The following is a 14,765-nucleotide window of genomic DNA, read 5'->3' as shown; positions in this document are numbered from 1 at the left end:
GCGACGCCTACGTGAATAGCTCCGCAGGGGCGACGCTATGCACTTTTCGCAGCGATGCTAAGCCCGATAGGCAACACATCAGCACGCTCAAGAACAGCACGACGATCGGCAGCAGAATTCCCATCTCCATCCAAAGATGCGCCTGGCTTCGCGTTACGGCATAGAGCCCATAGGCGAGAATCCAGCCCGGCAAGAAACCGAGTGCGCCGATGATCGAGGCTTGCGTGAGAATCACGCCGGTAAGGTAGCCGCCGGGATAGCCCATCGCTTTAAGCGTCGCATACTCGGGCATCCGTCGCGCGATGTCGGCGGAAAGAACCTGATAGACGATCGCCGTGCCGACGAGAAATGAAACTATCACGCCGAGCCCGAAGATGACGCCGACGTTTGTTTTCACGACCCAGTAGTATTGTTCTTGCGTGATAAACTTCGCGCGTGTCTGTACGACGATGTCCGGCGGCAGAATCTTACGCAGCTTCGCGACCACCGACTCGGCATCGGCGCCGGGCCGCAGCTTGAGCAGACCGAGACTGATTTCGTTCACCGTTCGAGGAGCAAAAAACTGCGCGAAGGTCTGTTCGCTGGCGACGACCGTGCCGTCGGCTCCGAAGCCGCAGCCAAGCTCGAACAGGCTCGTAATCTTGACTGCATGATCGGCGATCTGCGAATTCATGCCCGGATAACGGGGGCCGTATTCCGGCCGGCTCAGTTGATCGAGTAACACGCGGCTGGTCGGAAAGATTTCATCGAGTTGTTCGCGCGTGACCATCTTGACGTAGTTGCGGCGCGGATCGACCCCGACGATCAAGATCGAGCGTTTGATGCCCGACTCGGGATTGCGATAGAGTTGCAACGCGCAAAACACGGGATAGGCATCGGCCACTTCGGGCAATGCCCTGGCGATCTCCAGACGATCGCGATTGAAATAGCCCGACTTAAGCATCTGGCGATACTTGACGCTCGACAGAACGACGTCGAACTCAAGCTGATCGTAAACGACCGTGGCGGTGTGGAGAATGCTACGGAAGAAACCGAGTTGCATGAGGATCAGCACGACGGCGAACGCGGTCCCGGCCAGAGCGGTCGCGGTGCGACCTTTATCGTGCCAGAGATTGAGCCAAGCGAGCGGAGTACGCATGGCTAAGGAGACTTACGGACGTCGATCGTCGCAGTAACTTGCATACCGACGAACACCGCGGCCGCGCGCGAGGAAGCCTCATCGAGCGCGATGCGAACTTCGACGACGTGCGAATCGGCGCCATGCGTCGGATCGACGCTGAGCAGCCGATTCTTGCCGACGACCGTTCCGACCCGATCGACATTGCCGACCAGCTTTGCGGGAAGTGCGTCGGCCGTAAGCTCGCTGGGTTGCCCTTTCACTACCGAGTGGGCTTGCGTCTCATAGACTTCGGCGACCGCAACCATGCGCGCCACGTTACCCATGCGGACGATCGGCGTCGGGCCGACTGCGTCGCCTTCGTCGCCGAGGACTTCCAAGACGTAGCCGTCGGTCGGCGCGCGAAGCGTGCTTTGCTTGAGTCGTTCCGTCGCGGCGGCGACTCCTTTGCGGAGCGATTCCAACGGCACGGCGGCATCGATCTTGCCTCGGCCTGCGATCGCTTCCTCTTGCTTCAATTTCGCGATGCGATGCTTGAGGTCGCGACCGGCTTTGAGTTTCTTGATCTGGTCTTGCGCGGCGGCGAATTCCGCGGCCGCTTGATCGCGCGCGAGTCGGACCTGATCGAGTTGCTGCGGCGACGATACCGCTTCACTGAGCTTCGACGTGCGGGCGAGACTTCGCTCGGCCGCTTCGGCCTGCAACTGCAACGATTTGATTCGCGTTTCTTGCGCAGCGACCTCGAGGTCGTCGAGCTTAACTTCTTCAAGACCGGCCTCGGCTTCACGAACGAGCGTGTCGCCGTAGTTTTGTTCGGTGCGAAGCCGCTCGACCGCTTCGGCGAGTTGCGATTGCGCGGCTTCGAGTTCGAGTTGCCGCAACTTGCGACTCTCCAAGACGACCAGTTCTTCGTCGCGGCGCACGCTCTGTCCCGGCTTCACGGCAACTTTTTCGATCCGATCGCCGGGCACGCCGCCGAGTTCGAGCGTGCCGTCTGCAGGTTCCAGTCGGGCCAGCGCCACGACGCGCGTAAGAGGGACCTTGGCTGAAGAGTTGCCGGCATCGTCGACATAGTTGTCCGTCGTGGAAGCGACGGTCGTCGACGTTTTGATGCCTGGAAGCTTGCCGTAATAAGCAAGAGCGAACACGGTCGCCGCCCCGACGAGAAGGCCTGCAAACGCGACGATGGCTCGATGATTCATGGCAACGCATCCTCAGCCGCGTGTTCAGCGACATTGCGTTCAAGAATAGTTCGCGCCCCGGCATCCGGCCAGAGTCGATCTCGGCAACCGAGGAATTTTCGCGATTAAACGGCGCGTTCCGGTTATTCCGGTGTCGCAGCGTGTCGAAGAACCTGGTCGATCAACGACCAGGTTCGTAAACAAAACGTCTCGCCGGGCAGTCTGGCTTACGTCTCGCCTAGCACTTCGTTCAAGACGTCTTCGGAAACGTAGATCGGCAACGGAGGTACGCACGTCACGGCCACGGCGATCGCATCGCTGGGGCGGCTGTCGATCTCGACGAACTCCCCTTCTTGCTTTACGCGAAGTCGGGCGTAGTAGGTGTGATCTTTCAATTCCGTGATGTGTACGCTCTCGAACTCTCCGCCGAGATTTTGAACGGCGTTGACGACCAAGTCGTGGGTCAGCGGCCTCGGCTTAGAAACCCCTTTCACGCAACGGTCGATGCTCGTCGCTTCGAAAATGCCGATCAGAATCGGAAACGACCGCTCGCCATCGACCTCTTTTAGGTAGATCACCTGTTGGTCGTTGATCTCACTGATGATGATCCGCGACAACTCCATGAGCACGGGCATTGCAAATCCTTCTGGGCCAGCGGTCGCCGCGCAGAATGTCGGCGAAGGACGTGAACGAAGCCTCGATTATACGAGCCGCGCAACCGGCGTCGCCAGTGGCGAACGGAGTGCAATTTGAGGGGCTAAGAAATGCGCTTGACTTCGAGTCGCACGACGCATTCGAACTTGGCAACGTACTGCGGCATCTACCCGATCGATTGCGTTGACACGCACGACGGGAGCGGGCGTGTCGAAGTTTCGATGGAGCGCAACACAAGCCGATGTGTCTCGCTGAAATGCCTGGATCGGCCTTCGAGAAGCGTGTAAAAGAGCCAAGGCCGCCTTGCGAGGCCGAACTTGCCGGACGGGATGTTCCGGTAATCGCGGTCGCGACGAGCTTTTCGCAGCGTAAGCGTGGCATCGGTAACGTCTTACGGATGGTCGGCGAACGTGTATTGGGCCGGGAATCTCATTGACTGCCTTTCTCGCGGCGGTAAAATCGAGTTGTCGGAGTTTTGCCGGCGGTTGCGTCGATTGTTCTCAGTTCGGCGGCATGCGGCATCGTTCCGACGTCCCACCGTTGCCTCGCTTTTCGACCTCCGGCGTCGGCGACTCTTCCTCCTCGTTCGATCACTTTTAATTGAGTCGTATCATGAGCCCGCTTCTGGCGATCATCGGCGTCGGTCCTCTCGAACTAGCGGTCGTTGCGCTGGTCGTGCTTCTCTTGTTCGGGAACCGCCTGCCGGGCTTAGCGCGATCTTTCGGCAAGAGCATCGTCGAATTCAAGCGGGGCGTTTCCGGAATCGAAGACGATTCCGAAAAGGGAACCGTGCCGCCGAAGAATTAGTTATATACCTTAGCGCGTAAGCTCGCGCATCGTACCTACTCAACGCTTAGTGCAAAGATTCGCAGAGGAGTTTCTCATGTTTGGCCTCGGTCCGATGGAAATGGTCATTATCGGCGTGCTCGCTATCCTGCTGTTCGGCAATCGGCTGCCGGAAGTCGCCAAGTCGGTCGGCAAGGGCTTCAATGAGTTCAAGAAGGGCATGCACGGCATCGACGAAGAAGTGAACAGTGCATCGCGCGTGAGCAGCAGTTCGTCGTCGTCGCGCGTAGCTCGTAGCATCGAAGACCGCGAAGAAGTTTCGACGCCGAAATTCGAGCCACCTCCGGCCGAAGGCGCGGCCTAGTCGAACGCCGCCGGTTTTCGTATAACTTTCGCTCCGGCGATGCTTCGCCGGTTGACGATGGCGAAAGTAAAGGCTCCGAGTCGTCGCGAACCCGAAGCGTTCGGGCGACTAGCTCAGTTGGTTAGAGCACTATCCTCACACGGTAGGGGTCACAGGTTCGAGTCCTGTGTCGCCCACTTCTACGACGCTCGGAGTTACGGTCAGCGATGTTCTAGCGTGTTCTACGCTGTTCATCGCTGACTTTTTTTATTGGGCTGAGGCACCAGAGCGTGCCTGATTGCTCCCCGGTCGTCCGCATAACTTCCTCGCCGGTATTTAGAGCGGAAGGCAGATTTCCAGAACCAATCTCGTACTGTGTGAACTCCGATGATGTACCGTTGCCGTTCGGCATGCTTGATCCGAAGCGTTCGATCTTTCAAGACCATTCCGTTCGTCGGATTCGTCGGGATATTTCTATTGGCGACGGTTGCGGCTGCCGTAGCGCCGCAAGAGTCGACATCCAGTGCTGAGGCATTTCCGAGCCCTTTCGGTGTCGGCGGCTGTCATGTTCGCAATCGCTCGCTGGCCGACAATGCGACTTGGATCCCGCAAATGTCTGCGATCGGCTTGAGCGTTTATCGTTCGCCGCAAGCGGCTTGGGGGGCATTGGAGCCCGAGGAAGGAAAGTGGACCTGGGACGAGTTCGATCGACAGATACAGTACCTCGCCGATCAAAAATATCAGTTCGGTTTGCTCATGCACGGCAGCCCCAAGTGGAACCGGCTCGATGCACCGGGCACGTTGCCCGTGAACAACTTGAAGGCTTGGTCGAACTACGTTTCGCAAGTCGCTGCGCATGTGAAGGGAAAGGCGAAGCACTTTGAAATTTGGAATGAGCCGCCGAACGGCACCGGCCGCGATCAAACGCCGGCTGACTATGCGAAGATCGTCGTCAGCGCGTACGACGCCGCCAAGGCGATCGATCCCGGCAACCTAATCGGCTTGGCCGCCAAGAGTGCGCATGTGAACTACTTGGAGCAAGCGATCGAAGCCGGCGCGAAAGACCATTTCGACTACATCGTGTTGCATCCGTATGAAGTTCTCAACGGCATCTCCGATAACAGGGGTTCGGAAGCCGTGTACATGCATATCGTGCCGACTGTGCGCAAAATGCTCGCGGCGCGCAACCCTGCGAAGGCCGGCGTACCGATCATCTTCACGGAACTCGGCTCCGACGCCGCTAAAGGTGCCGACAACCAAGCACATGCTCTCATCAAGGCCTACGTGATGGGAATTGCGCAAGGCGTCGCGTGTATCCAATGGTTCGAAGGGCGCGACGGCGACAGCGGCCCGATGGGATTGATCGACGTCCACGGTACGCCCCGACCGGCGTACACCGCGATGCAGCAGATGATTCGCTACTTCGGGAATCGCCCGAAGTATTTGGGTTGGGTGCTCCTCAACGATCGGCACTACGGCTTCGTCTTTCAAGGTGTCGACGGAAAGTTTCTCGCGACTTGGTCGCGGCCCGGGAAACCGGAGCGCGTCGAGTTCGAACGAGAGGTGCGGATCGTCAATCCGACGACGAGTAACCTCGTAGAGGCACGCAGCTATGAGTTGACGGTCGCCCCGATCCTCGTGCTGGACGTGCCGCAGTCGCTCGTCGATCAAGCGCAATCGAACCTGGCCAAGCCGTTTCCTTGGGGCGGCGACTACACGAACGCCGAATCCGTTTCGATCACGTTCGGCGAGACGATGGTCGAGCGAGGATTGCACACCGGTTCCGGTGCCGATGTCGCCGCCGCCGTGATCGCCTACGGCGGCTCGGCTCGGGCCGGAAACGTACCCGGCGGCAACGTCTTTACGGTCGATCCCAACTTCTTAAGCCATGACGTAGTGCCGCTTGAGATCACGGCCGTCGTCCGCCGCAATCCGGCGAACGAGAACTCAGGCTTCAAGCTCGTCTACGAATCGACGACCGGCTTCAAGACCGCCGGCGGCTGGTATACCGTGCCTGATAATAAGCAATGGCACACGATTACGTGGAAACTCGACGACGCCCAATTCGTGAACTACTGGGGCTTCAACTTCAACCTTGAATCCGACGGCGACAAGTACAACAAGTACTATATCCAAAGCGTAACGGTGACGAAGCGAAGCCGGTAACTTCGCCGAACTCGCATGCTTTAGCGATTCCCGCGGCGGATAGCGCTAGGCTCGGGGTTGATTTCAAAATCTAGGTAATCAAAATCGAAAAGAGCCCCAACCCCCATCCGAGGCCTTTTCGATGTCGACGGTAATCAAGCGGAGCGCGATTGCAACGACGCAAGCTTTAACGGCATCGTTGATGCTCATGGCGACTGCGCTACTTGCCGCCGAGCCATCCGGTAGTCCGACGTTCGATGAAACGGTTCAAAGCAAATTCGCGCACTGGGATCGTAATCGGAACGACAAGCTAGAAGCCGACGAGATCAATCCCGCGCTGATCGATCTGACGACTCGCGGTGCCGATGCTGCCGCCTTGGCGGCGATTCATCTGTACCAGCGCCGGGTTAAGAATGCGGCAGGAACGCCGACTTGGCCTCCTTTGACGCTTGATTTCCTGCTTCGCAAAACGGCGGAGCACGCTGAGGGACGTCGCGATAAAGAAACGGCCGTCCCTAATTTTCGGATTTGGTATGCCGGCTTTATCGAGCATGTCCGCGAACGACCGACGACCGCATTCTCGTCCGGTGCGCCGAGTCTCGAAGGGTTTAAGCAAGGTCGCTTGGGCGACTGCTTCTTCCTGGCGACGATCGGCTCTGCGGTGCATCGCCGGCCCGACCATATTCGGAGTATCGTTTCACTTTCGGCAGATGGTTCCTATCGCGTGGAGTTCGGCGACGGCGAGACGGTCGAAGCCCGTCATCTCACCGACGCGCAAGTCCTGCTCGGTTCGACTGCCGGCGATCAAGGGCTCTGGCTGAACATTCTGGAGCAAGCCTTCAGCCGCCGTTGGGCTGCATCACACAAGCGAAGTCGGCCCGATGAATTGTCGCTCGACGTATTGAGTCGGGGAGGACATTCGCGCGACGTCATACCCATTCTCACCGGCCATCGGGCGAAGCTCACCTTGTTTCGAAAAAATCCGGAAGAGCCGCCGACGAAGAGCGAGGTCGCACATTTGATGAAGGAAGTCGCGGAGATTCTGACTACGGCGCAGCGCGCGAAGCACATCACTACGACCGGCACGCTATCGCCGAAGCACTTGCCCGCCGGCATTCCGAGCGACCATGTGTTAGCCGTGTTGGATTACGATCACGCGTCGCAAACCGTCGAGGTGTGGAACCCGTGGTGCAATCATTTCGAGCCCCAAGGAACGCCCGGCCTAGAGAACGGCTATCCCACAAAAGGGGGCCGGTTCACCATGCCGCTTGCGGACTTTATCAAGACCTTCAATGGGTTGACTTCCGAAACTGCGGAGCGCGCTACAGAGCATTCCTCCGAGAAAAAAGGGAAGTAGTCGCCCTGTTCACTTTCGCGCGTCGTTCATGGCTCGACGCGAATCACCCGCAGCACGGGCGAGTTGAGGAGAGCACGAAATTGCGGTAGGTCTTCCGTGCGTGTTGGTTTTAGTAGCAAGTCCGTTACGCCGGAGCCATAGGTGCCTCGGTTCTTGCGGAACGTGACGGTCGCTTCGACCGTCGGCCCTTCGGGATGGAATCCCTTGCCGGTTCCGCTGATGCGTACGCGCGATCCCTCTTTAAGCTGCTGCGATTGCGACCAATGTTCGGCGAAGATCATGAAGTGAATTCGGTCGCCGTCGACGCTCTCTAAGCGGCCGGCAAGTCCTTCCGCGGCGATCGTCTTGGCGAGCCGCTCCGACTCTAATTTCTTGATCGCTTCCAGGCTCGTTTCGTCGCTCAGCAGCTTCACGACTTGTTTGCCGTCGCGGACGCACCAGGTCATGTAAACGTGATCTCCTTGCGCTAACTTCGCCTTGGGCACGAGCTCGCCCTTCGACCAGACACGGCATTCGGGATCGAAGGCGAATTCGCGCTCCTGATCGTCCATCGGTTTATCGCCGGCGACGACACGGGCCGTGAAACCGCCGGCCGTGAGTTTGCAAACTTCCCATGAGTGGCCGTGCCCTTTCATCTGGCAAATTTCATCCTGAAAGTGAACGAGGTAGCCGCGTTTGTGATGTTCGTCGGGATTGAAGAAGATGTTCACGCGTTCGCCGGGAAGCAATCCTTCGGGGCCCGCACCATAAGCGAGATAACGATAGGTCGTCGCCCACGGCAACATCCGAACCTTAAAAACCTCGGGTGTGCCCGAGTCTTGCGGGCGATCGTGGGTGACTTCGGCTTCCCATGTGTCGGGATTAAAGCTGCGCCAAATGTACCAGCCGCGCGTCGTGCCGATGTTGCCGTCGGGAGCGCCGAATCGTCGAGGATGCACCGGCACGCTGGCTTGAAACGTCGCGATCCGTTGACGTGCGGTTTCCAGCTCTGCGGGCGTAAGGGTTTTTACGATTGCTTCGCGCTTCGCGACGATCTCTTTCGCCTTCGGCTCGCCGAAAATGTGGTTTTGGTTATCGTGGGCCGAAGCGAGGCTATAGAGGATGAACGCTTCCAGTTTGCTCGCAGGCATCCCTTGACCTGCTTCGTAGAGTTGGCCGAGATTATATTGGCAGCGCGGTTGCCCTTGTTCGGCACCTAAGCGAAACCAATGTGCAGCTTCGGCGAAATCTTGCTCGACACCGTGCGCATAGTTGTAGTCGAGCCCGAGGTTGTGCTGTGCGATCCGATTTCCGGCTAGAGCCCCTTTGCGAAACCAGCGGATCGACTCGGCCCAATCTTGCTTGACGCCGAACCCGTGGGAGTAAATCGAACCCAGACTGATGTAAGCCGGAACGTAATCGCGCTCTGCGGCTTTGAGATACCACTTGAGCGCAGCTTGCTCATCCTTTTCGATCCCTTTACCGCCGGCGTAGCGCCCTGCCAACTCGTATTGAGCCGCGGCATCCCCCTTCTCCGCTTTCGCCTGGAGGTCTTGGAGTTCGTCTGCCGAGAGCGAGACGACCCCTGCGAACATGGCAAGGGCGACGATCGCGGAGATACGAAACCGGGCGAAGCTGACGGCGTTTTCCATCGGGGCGGTAATTCCTAGGCGAGGCTTCTTGGGATGAAGCGGGAGGCGGGCAAGGGATGCATTCGGGCAGGCCGCCGAGATTTTAACCTCGCAACGCCCCGACGCACCCATTTCAAAAAGGACTTCCGGCCATTTTCAAGCTGATTTTCAGCATATTCGTCGCCGGCGAAACCGATATTTGCCATGCAATCGATTACTTTTTGAACCCAAACAAGCTGCGTTTAACCCTATTTGGGGGAAAACGACAACTCAACCCAAGGAGTACGAGCTAAGGTTCAAAGTGAGTCGAACTTGCGCGCAGTGAAGAGCCGATCTCGCCGAGGCCGAACGTAAATGAGTCGACGTGTGTTAACGATCCGACGCGGTTTCACACTCGTCGAAGTGATGATCGTCGTCGTCATCGTGGCGATCTTGGCCGGAGTGATTCTGCCGCAGTTCACCGATTCGACGAAGGATGCGAAGACGAACGGAGCGAAGTTCAACCTGAAGATGCTGCGATCGCAGATCGAACTCTACAAGCTTCATCACAGCGGCAAGCTGCCGACGAATCTCGGCGATCTTGCCCTCAAGTCAAACGCTGCAGGCACGATCGGCACGACCTCGGCCTTCCCATACGGGCCCTATATGCAAACCCTGCCGGTGAATCCGCTGACCGGCAGCGCTAAGGTCACGACGGCCAATGCGAATCCGCCGACCGCTGCCGGCGGGGCCGACGATGCCGGCTGGCTCTACCATCCAGCGACCGGCGGCGTTTGGATCGACGACGCGAACTTGCTGACGCAATAGCGCAAGCTTCACGGCGAGCTAATCCGTTCAGCACCGGAATCCATTCAACTCGTCGTTTCAGGTTCGCACATCGGGATCGGTAGTCGGGCGACGATCTTTGTGCCCACCGCTAACTCGCTGGTGATCGTCATGTCGCCCCCTTGGAGGCGCACACGTTCGGTCATGCCCAATAGTCCGAAGCCTCGTTTACGCGCAGGCCCGACCTCGAAGCCGCAGCCGAAATCGCGGATCTCTAAATGCAGTTCGGAGTCCGCTTTCTTCAACTCGATACGGACCACATCGGTGCCGCTGTATTTTCGAGCGTTATTCAATGCTTCCTGCACGACGCGGTAAAGGGTCGTCTGCAGCGACTTCGACAGCGAGCCGATGCGAGGATCGCAATCGACTTTGATCATGATGCCCGAGCCCTTGAATTGATCGATCAAGTCTTCGAGCGCGGCATCCAGGTTCGAGTCGTCGAGCACGGACGGACGGATTCCGCGAATCGCTCGTCTGCCGTCTTCGATTCCCTTGCGCAAGTTGACGATCGCCGCGGCGATCTCGTGCGTACGGTCGTCGACGGGCCGATTACGCGTCGAGCCTTCCAGCGACATCAATGCGCCCACCGCATATTGGATCAGCCCGTCGTGAAATTCGTGACAAAGATGTTGTTTCTCGCGCTCTTGCAACTCAAGTAGATTGCGCAACAGATCTCGTTCTTGCTTCAGTGCTTCTTCCGCTTGTTTTAGCTCGGAAATATCGATTGCGATTCCGCCGACGAACTTCCGCTCCAGTCGATCGCGGTAAGGAAACAAAACCGTCACCCAACGATAAAGTCGCCCGTCCGTCGAGACTGTGTCTTCGAAGAACCGAAACGATTCGTTGCTTGCTAAGACCTTACGATCGTTCTCTTGCAGTTTTTCCGCCACCTCACGCGGCCAGAAGTCGAAGTCGGTCTTGCCGTACCAGTCGTCGCGGCCGGTAAAGTGGAACATCGTTTCCGCCGCGCGGTTGAGAAAGACGATGCGGCCCTCTTCGTCTTTGGCCCAGGCCGTCGTCGGGCTATTGTCCATGAAGACTCGAAAGCGCTCTGCCATTTCGCGCAAGGCTTCTTGAGCCGTACGACGTTCGGTGATGTCGCGCGCGGAGCAGACCAATTGATGCGTTTCGGGCACTACCGTGACGCGCCAACTCAGCCAGCGATACGAACCGTCGAGGCAGCGATAGCGATTCTCGAACCAGATCGTTTCATGGTTTGCGTTTCTCAGCAACGCGGCTTCTCGGATCGTGGCGCTCAGGTCATCGGGATGCACGAAATCGAGATAAGGCCGGCTCGTGAGCGCATCGGCCGACCAGCCCAGAGTTCGAGTCCAGGCCGAATTCACGCGCGTGAAATAGCCTTGCTGGTTGGCTAAGCAAAGCATTTCACGGCTGAATTCGAAAAAGTCGATCATCGGTGACCGGTAGCAGCGAAAATGTTCGATCGCAGAAACGGAACTTGGGAAAGGCCCGGCGATCGGCCGAGGCGACCAGTAGTCTATTCGATCATGCGTGACGACGTGAATACGGCGGAGAGAATATGCACCTTGCAGTTGGGGCGCAATTGTAGATCGGATAAACTGGCCGTCGCTCCGACCTCCCATCGCTTGCCAGAGCCCCCGCTATGCCTGACTCCCCCCCCGCTTCTTCCGGTGTTGCCGCCGATATGCACGCCGGCTACCGCACGGCGCCGGAACCGATCTCCACGATGCCGCCCGGCATTCCGTATATCGTCGGCAACGAAGCGGCCGAACGGTTTAGCTTCTACGGTATGAAAGCCATCCTGATGGTCTTCATGACCGACTACCTGATCATGGGGGCCGGGCAGCCTCGCGGGATGAAAGACGCCGACGCGAACTTCTACTTTCATATCTTCGAAGCGAGCGCCTATGCCTTCCCGATCATCGGCGCGTTCTTCGCGGATTATCTTTGGGGCAAGTATCGCACGATCATCTGGCTCTCGCTCGTCTATTGCTTCGGGCATCTGGCACTCGCGCTCGATGAAACGCGGCTCGGGCTGTTCGTCGGCCTCGGACTCGTCGCCATCGGCACCGGCGGCATCAAGCCGTGCGTTTCGGCGCACGTCGGCGATCAGTTCGGTCCTCTCAACAAGCACCTGCTCGAGCGAGTCTACGGTTGGTTCTACTTCTCGATCAACTTCGGCGCCCTCTTCTCCTCGCTCCTAACGCCGATGATTTTGGCTCGCAAATGGATCTTCGCCGACTTGATTCCCGAATCGCATTCCAGCGCCGCTTACGCTTTCGGGCTGCCGGGCGTGCTGATGTTCATCGCAACGATCGTCTTCTGGCTCGGGCGTCATAAGTATGCCCACATCCCGCCGGGCGGCGCGTCGTTTCTCAAGGAAGTGACTGGCCCGGAAGGGCGCCGAACGTTTTTGCGACTGTTGCCGTTGTACTTCTTCATCCTCTTCTTTTGGACGCTCTACGATCAGCACGGCTCCTCGTGGGTACAGCAAGCGAAGGAGCTCGACTGTCATATCTTCGGGCTCGATCTTTTGCCCGCTCAATTGCAAGCGGTGAATCCGCTCTTGGTGATGATCTTCATTCCGCTGTTCAACTACGTCGTCTATCCCACGCTGAATCGCTGGTTTCGGTTGACGCCGCTCCGCAAGATCGGCATCGGCTTCCTGTTCACGGCGGCCGCATTCGGCGTGTCGCTGTTGATCGAGATGAAGATCGTCGATGGGCGAGCGGTGGGCGTGAAGCCGACGGCGCTGTGGCAGATCTTGGCCTATGCGATCATCACAGCCGGCGAAGTGATGGTCTCCATCACCGGCCTGGAGTATTCCTACATGCAGGCACCGCGACGGATGAAGTCGCTCGTGATGGCGTTCTATCTGCTGAGCGTTTCACTCGGAAACGTGCTCACGGCGTACATCAACCACGCGATCAGTGATGAAGACGGTAACAGCAAGATCACCGACATCCAATACTTCGCGCTGTTCACGACGCTGATGCTCGTCGTGGCGGTGGCGTTTTCCGTTTGGTCGCGGTATTTCAAGGAAGAGATCTACATTCAAGGAGACGACATCTGATCGCGCGCCGGCGAACCGATTAAGGCTTCTTCTCCGAACCCTGGCTCTCGCCCCCTCCCCTCTTTCGTGAATCGTGCCGCAGCGACTTCCCGGCCAGCACCCCTGTCGGCGTTCCTTCGTAGATCGCCGGCTTGCCGTTCACGTAGACATATCGCATTCCCGTCGAATAGAGATACGGCTTCTCGAACGTTGCCCGGTCGATCACCTGCTGAGGGTCGAATACGGCGATGTCGGCCGCTTGCCCAGGTTTGAGATAGCCCCGATCTTTCAGCCCCAAGATATCGGCGGGAAGACCTGACGAACTGCGCACGGCTTGTGCTACCGAGATGACTTTCTCGCGCACGGCATAGGCTCCGAGCTTGCGGGTGAACGTGCCGAAGCTGCGCGGGTGCGGCATGTCGGCGTCGGGCATCTTCGCGCTGCCGTCCGAGGCCGTAGCAACCCACGGTAAGCGCATCGCGAGGCGCACGTCGTCTTCGTTCATGCCGAAGCTCACGACGCGCGCTCCGCCGTTGGCTTCCATTTCCAGCACGATCTCGACCGGTTCGCGCTTTTCCATCGCTCCGATCTCGTCGATGCTCTTGCCGACCCAGTCGCGCCGCGGTCCGTAGCCCGCGATTTGCACGCGCGTTCGACCAGCTAGTTCCAACTCGACTTCGCGTCGAATTTTCGCTCGCTGCACAGGGTCGGCGATGCGTGCTTCGATCGAAGTTCGCCCCCCTTCTCGGCTCCAAGCCGGCAGGAGCGTCGCTTCCAGGCTCGTGGACGATGCCGTGTAGGGATACTGATCGGCGGTTACTTTCCGGCCGGCCTTGCGTTCTTTCTCGATCAGTTCGGCGGCGAGATGCAGCGTTCCCCAAGCCTCGTGGCCGTTGGCTTTGAAGTGCGAGATATGCACCGGTAGGTCGCCGCGGCGTCCGATCTCGAGCGCCTCTTCGATCGCCGTCAGAAGTTGTTTCGCTTCGTTCCGAATATGGCTCGCATAGATACCGCCATGTGCCGAGACGACCTTCGCTACCGCCACGATCTCGTCGGTCTTCGAGTAAGTCGCCGGCACATAGATGAGCCCGGTCGCCATGCCCCAGGCTCCGTCGCGCATCGCTTGGTTTGCGAGGCCGCACATCTTCTCGACTTCTGCCGGCGTCGGATCGCGAGCCGTTTTCCCTAAAACGTTATCGCGCACCGTGCCGTGGGGAAGTAGATGGGCGACGTTCGTGCCCGCTCCCGCCTCGTCGATTTGTTTGAGATACGCTGCGACATCGAGTCGCCCGAAGCCGCAGTTGCCGGTCACGATCGTGGTGCAGCCTTGAGTCAGGTAATTGACGTTGGCACGCGTCGTCGGAGCAACGATGGGGCCATCGCTATGCGTGTGCAAATCGATGAAGCCCGGCGCAATGGCGAGGCCCCGGCAATCGATCTTCTGCTCGACGACCGTGACCGCGCTCGTATCGCCGACGGCGATGATTTCGCCGCCGCGAATCGCGACGTTGCCGACGAACCCCGCGCCACCGGTGCCGTCGTAGATCGTCGCTCCTGCGAAGAGGACATCGGCATGAAGCGGTAGTCCCGCGGCGTTCGGGACAGGTTTCGCTTGGCCTTGCGCAAGGGCCGGCATCGCGGCGATTGCTAAGAGCACGGCGACGCACGATGAGAACGGTTTCATACTTGCTCCGGCGAACGGGGCGTCAACGA

The 14,765-nt window shown here is 58.7% G+C and carries 12 protein-coding genes and 1 tRNA gene; 7 read left to right on the top strand and 6 right to left on the bottom strand.

Going from position 1 to position 14,765, the window contains the following annotated elements:
- Positions 1–7 precede the first annotated feature (7 nt).
- The 3 genes from devC to K8U03_10460 all read right to left on the bottom strand — a co-directional run bounded on the left by devC (position 8) and on the right by K8U03_10460 (position 2,933).
- Positions 8–1,138, bottom strand: a complete 1,131-nt coding sequence (gene devC / locus K8U03_10470; protein MCE9605312.1) for an ABC transporter permease DevC — start codon at positions 1,136–1,138, stop codon at positions 8–10.
- Between the two features lie 2 nt (positions 1,139–1,140).
- On the bottom strand, positions 1,141–2,319 hold the full coding sequence (locus K8U03_10465; GenBank protein MCE9605311.1) for an HlyD family efflux transporter periplasmic adaptor subunit: 1,179 nt from the start codon (positions 2,317–2,319) through the stop codon (positions 1,141–1,143).
- A 206-nt stretch (positions 2,320–2,525) separates the two neighbouring features.
- Positions 2,526–2,933 (bottom strand): bifunctional nuclease family protein, encoded by a 408-nt coding sequence (locus K8U03_10460; protein MCE9605310.1) that lies wholly within the window; start codon positions 2,931–2,933, stop codon positions 2,526–2,528.
- 631 nt (positions 2,934–3,564) lie between these two features.
- Here K8U03_10460 and K8U03_10455 point away from each other — a divergent pair.
- The 5 genes from K8U03_10455 to K8U03_10435 all read left to right on the top strand — a co-directional run bounded on the left by K8U03_10455 (position 3,565) and on the right by K8U03_10435 (position 7,583).
- The gene (locus tag K8U03_10455) at positions 3,565–3,759 is read left to right on the top strand and encodes a twin-arginine translocase TatA/TatE family subunit (GenBank protein MCE9605309.1); all 195 of its coding nucleotides are present in this window, start codon (positions 3,565–3,567) and stop codon (positions 3,757–3,759) included.
- Positions 3,760–3,835: 76 nt separating this feature from the next.
- Positions 3,836–4,102, top strand: a complete 267-nt coding sequence (locus K8U03_10450; protein MCE9605308.1) for a twin-arginine translocase TatA/TatE family subunit — start codon at positions 3,836–3,838, stop codon at positions 4,100–4,102.
- Between the two features lie 102 nt (positions 4,103–4,204).
- Positions 4,205–4,278, top strand: a tRNA-Val gene (locus K8U03_10445).
- 415 nt (positions 4,279–4,693) lie between these two features.
- Positions 4,694–6,247: a hypothetical protein gene (locus K8U03_10440; protein MCE9605307.1), complete on the top strand. Its 1,554-nt coding sequence runs from the start codon at positions 4,694–4,696 to the stop codon at positions 6,245–6,247.
- A gap of 121 nt (positions 6,248–6,368) precedes the next feature.
- Positions 6,369–7,583 (top strand): hypothetical protein, encoded by a 1,215-nt coding sequence (locus tag K8U03_10435; GenBank protein ID MCE9605306.1) that lies wholly within the window; start codon positions 6,369–6,371, stop codon positions 7,581–7,583.
- Positions 7,584–7,609: 26 nt separating this feature from the next.
- Here K8U03_10435 and K8U03_10430 read toward each other — a convergent pair whose 3' ends face one another.
- The gene (locus K8U03_10430) at positions 7,610–9,214 is read right to left on the bottom strand and encodes a sel1 repeat family protein (protein ID MCE9605305.1); all 1,605 of its coding nucleotides are present in this window, start codon (positions 9,212–9,214) and stop codon (positions 7,610–7,612) included.
- A gap of 345 nt (positions 9,215–9,559) precedes the next feature.
- Here K8U03_10430 and K8U03_10425 point away from each other — a divergent pair, with 345 nt between their 5' ends.
- On the top strand, positions 9,560–10,000 hold the full coding sequence (locus K8U03_10425; GenBank protein ID MCE9605304.1) for a prepilin-type N-terminal cleavage/methylation domain-containing protein: 441 nt from the start codon (positions 9,560–9,562) through the stop codon (positions 9,998–10,000).
- 44 nt (positions 10,001–10,044) lie between these two features.
- On the opposite strand, the gene K8U03_10420 is transcribed toward K8U03_10425, so the two are convergent.
- Complete coding sequence (locus K8U03_10420) at positions 10,045–11,433, bottom strand: PAS domain S-box protein (GenBank protein ID MCE9605303.1); 1,389 nt, start codon at positions 11,431–11,433, stop codon at positions 10,045–10,047.
- Between the two features lie 251 nt (positions 11,434–11,684).
- Between K8U03_10420 and K8U03_10415 the strand changes: the two genes are divergently transcribed.
- On the top strand, positions 11,685–13,073 hold the full coding sequence (locus K8U03_10415) for a POT family MFS transporter (protein MCE9605302.1): 1,389 nt from the start codon (positions 11,685–11,687) through the stop codon (positions 13,071–13,073).
- 19 nt (positions 13,074–13,092) lie between these two features.
- Here the strand turns inward: K8U03_10415 and K8U03_10410 are convergent, their stop codons facing one another.
- Positions 13,093–14,736 (bottom strand): D-aminoacylase, encoded by a 1,644-nt coding sequence (locus K8U03_10410; protein MCE9605301.1) that lies wholly within the window; start codon positions 14,734–14,736, stop codon positions 13,093–13,095.
- Between the last annotated feature and the right edge of the window lie 29 nt (positions 14,737–14,765).

This window comes from Planctomycetia bacterium (assembly GCA_021413845.1).
Taxonomy (GTDB): Bacteria; Planctomycetota; Planctomycetia; order Pirellulales; family PNKZ01; genus PNKZ01.
The sequence above is the reverse complement of the archived record's forward strand: the minus strand, read 5'-3'. Positions and strand labels throughout refer to the sequence as shown.

Coding starts and splice junctions, on each gene's coding strand:
- K8U03_10435 (MCE9605306.1), top strand. CDS start 6,369: ATGTCGACGGTAATCAAGCGGAGCGCGATTGCAACGACGCAAGCTTTA.
- K8U03_10450 (MCE9605308.1), top strand. CDS start 3,836: ATGTTTGGCCTCGGTCCGATGGAAATGGTCATTATCGGCGTGCTCGCT.
- K8U03_10430 (MCE9605305.1), bottom strand. CDS start 9,214: ATGGAAAACGCCGTCAGCTTCGCCCGGTTTCGTATCTCCGCGATCGTC.
- K8U03_10420 (MCE9605303.1), bottom strand. CDS start 11,433: ATGATCGACTTTTTCGAATTCAGCCGTGAAATGCTTTGCTTAGCCAAC.
- devC (MCE9605312.1), bottom strand. CDS start 1,138: ATGCGTACTCCGCTCGCTTGGCTCAATCTCTGGCACGATAAAGGTCGC.
- K8U03_10460 (MCE9605310.1), bottom strand. CDS start 2,933: ATGCCCGTGCTCATGGAGTTGTCGCGGATCATCATCAGTGAGATCAAC.
- K8U03_10465 (MCE9605311.1), bottom strand. CDS start 2,319: ATGAATCATCGAGCCATCGTCGCGTTTGCAGGCCTTCTCGTCGGGGCG.
- K8U03_10410 (MCE9605301.1), bottom strand. CDS start 14,736: ATGAAACCGTTCTCATCGTGCGTCGCCGTGCTCTTAGCAATCGCCGCG.
- K8U03_10440 (MCE9605307.1), top strand. CDS start 4,694: ATGTCTGCGATCGGCTTGAGCGTTTATCGTTCGCCGCAAGCGGCTTGG.
- K8U03_10415 (MCE9605302.1), top strand. CDS start 11,685: ATGCACGCCGGCTACCGCACGGCGCCGGAACCGATCTCCACGATGCCG.
- K8U03_10455 (MCE9605309.1), top strand. CDS start 3,565: ATGAGCCCGCTTCTGGCGATCATCGGCGTCGGTCCTCTCGAACTAGCG.